Genomic DNA, 6162 nt, shown 5'->3' with positions numbered 1-6162 from the left:
ATAATCTACGAGGTTAAAGGGGTTTTAGGGGAAAGAATTGTCCCCTATGCTTCTCCTATAAAAATCCTAACAATCTTCAAAATCAAAACCCTTATTGAATACTTTCAAAGTCGCATTAACTACTTCAGGTTCAAAAAGAATTCCACTGTTTGTTTCTATTTCTTCAAGTGCTTCTTTTATGGTTTTCTTTTCTCTGTAAGGTCTGTGAAATGTCATTGCTTCAACAACATCTGCAACACTTAAAATTTTTGTTTCAATTAATATTTCTTTTCCACCTATTTTATTTGGATAACCTGAACCATTTATTCTTTCGTGATGCTGTAAAACAATTTTTTCTATATTCCAAGGAAATTCAATATTTTTAATTATTTTTGCACCAAATTCAGGATGCAGTTTTATAAATTGCCATTCTATATCAGTCAATTCCCCTGGTTTTGAAAGAATATCTGCTGGAATATAAATTTTACCTATGTCATGAAGTAAACCCGCTATTTTCATACCTTCTATTAAACTACCTGTAAATCCAATTTCCTTTGCAATTGATATCGCAAGTTTTGCAACCCTTTTTTGATGACTGGAAGTATAAGGGTCTCTTTGAGATAACATTTCAGATAATGCTATTACTGTCTGGTCTAAAATTTTTTTATTTTTTTCAATTGCTCTTTTAAGATTTTCAATTATAACTTTTCTTTCTGTAATATCTCTGAAAGATATTAAAAACGCATCAATACCACTATAATTTATTTTTCTTCCAATACTTTCAATAAACAATTTAGAACCTGTACTTTCTATAATTTCATATTCAGTGAAATAACCAGATTTATTTTCTTCAATCATTCTTAAATCATTTAAAAATTTCTCTTTTTCAATTATAAAATCAAAAAAATTCCTTTTTCGCAATTCCTCAAAACTTTTAAATCCTAAAAGATTTATTGCAATATGATTTGCAAAAAGAAAATTACCTTTAATATCAATCACCAGAATTCCGTCAAGAAGTGTTTCAGTAAGAATTCTATATTTTTCTTCTGATTCTTTAATTTTCTGAAGATATAACTGTTCCTCTGTGACATCAATTACAGTAACAACTCTTAAAATTTTTCTACCTAATTCTACATTTTTAATATTCACATTTATGAAAATTTTAGAGCCATCTTTTTTTATACATTCAGTTTTAAAAAATCCTTCTTTTTTTCTTTTTAAAATCTCTTCCCATTCTCCTTTACTTTCCGTTGAGCAGAGTTTTAATATATTCTCTCCGATTAACTCTTCCTTTTTATATCCAAAAATTTCTGCATATTTATCATTACAGTAAACTATCCGTCCTTTATAATTTATAGAAATTCCCTCTGTTAAAAGATTTGACAAAATATTTATAAACTTATTTTTTGAAATTTCCTTCTGAATTTTTAAAATCAAATTATTCAAGTTCCTTTTGTTAATTTTGTTAATATTGTTCATTATGTTAATTATAAAATTAAAAATTTTTTATTGTCAAATTTTTTTGAAAGTTTTACTTTATTCAACTGAAACTATTTCCAAAATAGAATAATTGCTTATAGAAATACTTTTAATATCTGTGTTATTTATATTAACTTTCTCTGGTATAAAAATTTCTGCCCATTCATTTTTCATATTAGCAATAACACCGAGACAGAAATAATCTAAATTACTTCTTTTTAAACCACATAAATTTCCTCTTAAATTTAAATTTTTAATCTCAAAAACATTATAAACTCCTCTCAAATTAGTGATTTTAATTGAAACCTTATCCATATTTAAGTTAATTTTTTTTAAATTTCCAAAATACTGTAAAAATCTATTCTTCCTAAAGATATTTCTTTCTTCCATTGATTTTACAGGGATATTCTCAACTTTAATTTTTGTAAATTTTATTCCTGAAAATTTCAAAAACCTTTCTATCTCTTCAAGTTCTTTTTCCTTTTCAAGTAAAAAAACAAAATCAGGGGTTAAAATTTCTATTTTATGAATTTTCAAAGAAATCGCTAACCTATTTTTTACATATCCTGTTGTATCAATCAAAATCTTCCCTTTCTCTTTACTAATAAATTGGTTCATTATCGAAATTCCTGCAATGAACTCAATGATAGAATTAGATGGTGTAACAGAACCAACAAAGTAAAATCTATCCGCATCTAAATTAAAATCCTCAATTTTTTCTTTTAATTTAGCATAACCAACTGTTGTGGGAGGACCAATATGTGATTGTCCAACATCACAATCAAGAATAAAAACATTTTCTCCTTTTTTAAATAAAAAATTTGAGATATATTTCAATAAAGTTGTTTTTCCTGTATCCACTCCACCTATAAAAAGAATTTTTTTTATTTCTTTTGAAAGAAAAACATTTAATTGCTCTTCATTCAAAAGGTTTATTTTCTCCATTTAAGGTATAAATATCCAGTTATTTTATAAATTAATTTAGCACAGATTACCGAAGAAGGAGTTAAAATTCTTGATGGAGAAAGTTCAACCACATCAAAACCATAGATTTCAATATCATTTCTTAAAATTAAATTTTTCAAAAAATCAATTGTTTCATCCCATAGAAATCCACCTGGTTCGGGAGTTCCTGTTTCTGAAATTAAAGAAGGGTCAAAAAAATCAACATCAATTGAGAGATAATATTTACCAGATGGAATTTCTCTTAAAATTTTTTCCCGCCAGTTTTCTTTTTTCATCTGACATGCATAATAAATCTTTATTTTTTCTTTATTATTTACAAATTCAGATTCTTCCTTACTTATACTTCTTACACCTAAAATAAACAAATTACAATTTTCTTCATAGATTCTTCTACTTACACATGCATGAGAATACTTCGTTCCATTATACCTATCTCTCAAATCAGAATGTGCATCAAGACAAATGTAATTTAAATCACTAAAATATTTTTTATATCCTTTAAACAAACCAATTGTTATTGTATGCTCACCACCCAATCCTATAACAAATTTTTCATTTTTTACATAATAACTAATCCTTTTTTCAATTTTTCTGACCATTTTTTCAGGAGAAGAATAATCACATTCAAACTCTTCTTCAGTTTTTACTCCAACTTCATATGGCTGATAACTTATTTCTTCATCGTAAAGTTCAAGATTTCTTGATGAGTAAATTATACTGATGGGTCCAAATTTTGTTCCTGAATTTCCTGTTACAGTTCCTTCATAACCAATTGGTAAAACAATAAATTTTGCTTTTTTTAAACTTATCTCTGGAATAGATAAAAAATTAAAAGGTATTACTTCCATTTTTACTCCTTTCTTTTTTTATGGTATATTATACTATAAATTATGGAAAGAAAAGAATTAGGTCAACTCTTACTTGAAAAAGGGCTAATTACTTCAGAACAGTTAGAAGAAGCTATTAGGATTCAGAATGAGACAAAAAAATTTCTTGGAGAGATTTTAGTTGAAAAAAACTATGTAAACAAAGAAGATATTTTGAACGCTTTAACGGAACAAAAAAAAGCCACTTACGTTGATCTCTCAAAATTCAAAGGGATAAAAGCAGAAATTGTTAAATTAATAGATGAAAACATTGCAAGAAGATTTACCTGCATTCCAATAGCGAAAGAAAATGACACCTTAACGATTGCAATGAAAGACCCAACAGATATTATTGCTATTGATACTTTAAAAAGAATAACAGGAATGAAAATAAAAGTTGTTAAAGGCGATGAATTTAAAATAATTGAATTAATTGATAAGTTTTATTCTGGCTTTGATAATATTCCAGAAACAATTTCTGAACTTGAAGAAATAACAGAGGAAAAGGAAGAAATTGACGTAGCACAACTAAAAGTTGCGGCTGAAGATGCTCCTATAGTAAGATTTGTAAATTCTCTTTTTGTAAAAGCAATTGAAAAAAGAGCAACAGATATTCATCTTGAACCAGGAGAAAAAGATGTTTCTGTTAGATTTAGAATAGATGGTATACTACATAAACTTCCTGCCCCTCCGAAAAATGCTTATCCTGGAGTTGTTACCCGACTTAAAATTCTTTCTAATCTTGATATTGGAGAAAGAAGATTACCACAGGATGGAAGAATAAAAATAAAAATTGGGACAAAAGAATTTGACATAAGAATTTCAACACTTCCAACAATATATGGAGAAAAAGTAGTTATGAGATTACTTGATAAAGAAAAACTTGTTTTAAATATGGAAGAACTTGGATTTGAAAAAGAAGAACTTGAAAAGTTCAAAAATGCTCTAAAAAGACCTTATGGAATGATAATTGTTACAGGACCAACAGGAAGTGGAAAAACAACAACTTTATATTCAGGACTCAGTTTTATAAATACACCTGAAAAAAATATAGTTACCATTGAAGACCCTGTTGAATATCAACTTGAAGGAATAAATCAAGTTCAAATTAAACCAAAAATAGGACTGACTTTTGCAAGTGTTTTAAGAAATTTATTAAGGCAGGACCCTGATGTTATAATGGTTGGAGAAATAAGAGACATTGAAACAGCACAGATAGCAATACAGGCGTCATTAACAGGGCATCTCGTTATATCAACACTACATACAAATGATACTGTTTCAACAATTTCCCGACTTTATTATATGGGCGTTGAACCGTATTTGATTGCAGATGCTATAAATTTAGTTCTTGCACAGAGATTGGTAAGAAAAATTTGTAATGAATGTAAAACTATTGACGAAGAGGGAACAGAAATGTTGAGAAATTATTATATAGAAAGGAAGGATATAATTGCATATAAAGGTAAAGGTTGTTCTCTCTGTGATTTTACAGGTTATTATGGAAGGATTGCAATATATGAGGTTTTAGAGTTTACAAGAGAAATAAGAGAAATGGTTTTAAAGAAAAAAAGTGATGATGAAATAAGAGATTTTGCTAAAAGTCATGGAATGAAGATATTAAAAGAACAGGCAATAAAAAAGGTTATTGATGGTATAACCACACTTTCTGAAGCATTAACAGTAACAATATGAGTAATTTTACAATTGACGATTTATTAAAATATGCAGTTAACCAGAAAGCATCTGATATTCACTTACTTGCAAAATTGCCCCCACATATAAGAATAGATGGAATTTTGTATCCAGTACCCTTTCCTGCTTTATCAAATGAAGAATGTAAAAAACTAATTTATTCAATTTTGAGTCAGGAACAAATAAAAATATTTGAAAATACAAAAGAACTTGATCTTTCTTATGGAATTGACGGTGTTGGAAGGTTCAGAATCAATTTACATTATCAAAGAGGGACAATAGGAATTTCAATAAGACCTATTAAAGATAAAATTCCTACTTTTGAAGAACTTGGACTTCCTTCTGATGTTATAAAAAAAATGCTTTCAAATCCTTATGGTTTAATTTTAATATGTGGTCCAACAGGAAGTGGAAAATCAACAACACTTGCTTCCATGGTTGAATACTTAAATGAAAGAGAATCACTACATATTATAACAATTGAAGACCCTATTGAATACCTTTTTAAATATAAAAAATCAATTGTTGAACAGAGAGAGATAGGACAGGATACATATTCTTTTGCAGAAGCATTAAAAAGGGTTTTAAGACAGGACCCAGATGTTGTTTTAATTGGAGAGATGCGAGATAAAGAAACAATAGAGGCGGCTTTAAGAATAGCAGAAACAGGACATCTTGTATTATCAACTTTACATACAGGAGAAGTTGTTCAGGCAATGGGAAGGATTGTAAATGTTTTTTCTGGGGACCAGCAACCAACAATAAGGACTCAACTTTCTCTTGTAATTATAGGAGTAATAGTTCAACAATTAATACCAAGAAAGGATGGAAATGGTAGAATTCTTGCAACTGAAATCATGATAGCAACACCTGCAATAAAAAGTTTGATAAGAGAGGGAAATTTTGCCCAGATTTATTCACAGATACAACTTGGAGGAGAACTTGGAATGAAAACGATGAATGCTTCTTTGATTTCCCTGTATAAAAAGGGATTGATTTCAAAAGAAGAAATGTATGGAAGGAGTAATAATATAAAAGAATTAAAATTACTTTTGGGAGAAAAATAAATGCCAAAATATTTTTATGTTGCAAGGGATTTTTCTGGAAATAGAAAAGAAGGAGTAATAGAGGGAGAAACAAATGCAACAGTTATAAGTATTTTAAGAAGCAGGAATTT

General features: G+C 28.1%; 5 protein-coding genes. 2 read left to right on the top strand and 3 right to left on the bottom strand.

Going from position 1 to position 6162, the window contains the following annotated elements; translation table 11 throughout:
* Positions 1-66: 66 nt before the first annotated feature.
* The 3 genes from PKV21_08605 to speB are packed head-to-tail and all read right to left on the bottom strand — an operon-like array spanning position 67 to position 3272.
* Positions 67-1458: a PAS domain S-box protein gene (locus PKV21_08605; GenBank protein HOM27548.1), complete on the bottom strand. Its 1392-nt coding sequence runs from the start codon at positions 1456-1458 to the stop codon at positions 67-69.
* A 57-nt stretch (positions 1459-1515) separates the two neighbouring features.
* Complete coding sequence (locus PKV21_08600) at positions 1516-2403, bottom strand: polynucleotide 5'-hydroxyl-kinase (protein HOM27547.1); 888 nt, start codon at positions 2401-2403, stop codon at positions 1516-1518.
* Complete coding sequence (speB, locus tag PKV21_08595; protein HOM27546.1) at positions 2391-3272, bottom strand: agmatinase; 882 nt, start codon at positions 3270-3272, stop codon at positions 2391-2393. The genes PKV21_08600 and speB overlap by 13 nt, the downstream gene beginning before the upstream one ends.
* A gap of 42 nt (positions 3273-3314) precedes the next feature.
* Between speB and PKV21_08590 the strand changes: the two genes are divergently transcribed.
* Together PKV21_08590 and PKV21_08585 are read left to right on the top strand one after the other, a co-directional pair.
* A complete protein-coding gene (locus tag PKV21_08590) occupies positions 3315-4985 on the top strand; it encodes an ATPase, T2SS/T4P/T4SS family (protein ID HOM27545.1) in 1671 nt (556 codons plus the stop codon).
* A complete protein-coding gene (locus PKV21_08585; GenBank protein ID HOM27544.1) occupies positions 4982-6052 on the top strand; it encodes a type IV pilus twitching motility protein PilT in 1071 nt (356 codons plus the stop codon). The genes PKV21_08590 and PKV21_08585 overlap by 4 nt, the downstream gene beginning before the upstream one ends.
* Positions 6053-6162 lie beyond the last annotated feature (110 nt).

Source organism: bacterium (genome assembly GCA_035371905.1).
GTDB lineage: Bacteria > Ratteibacteria > UBA8468 > B48-G9 > JAFGKM01 > JAMWDI01.
This window is presented reverse-complemented; position numbering and strand designations above follow the sequence as displayed.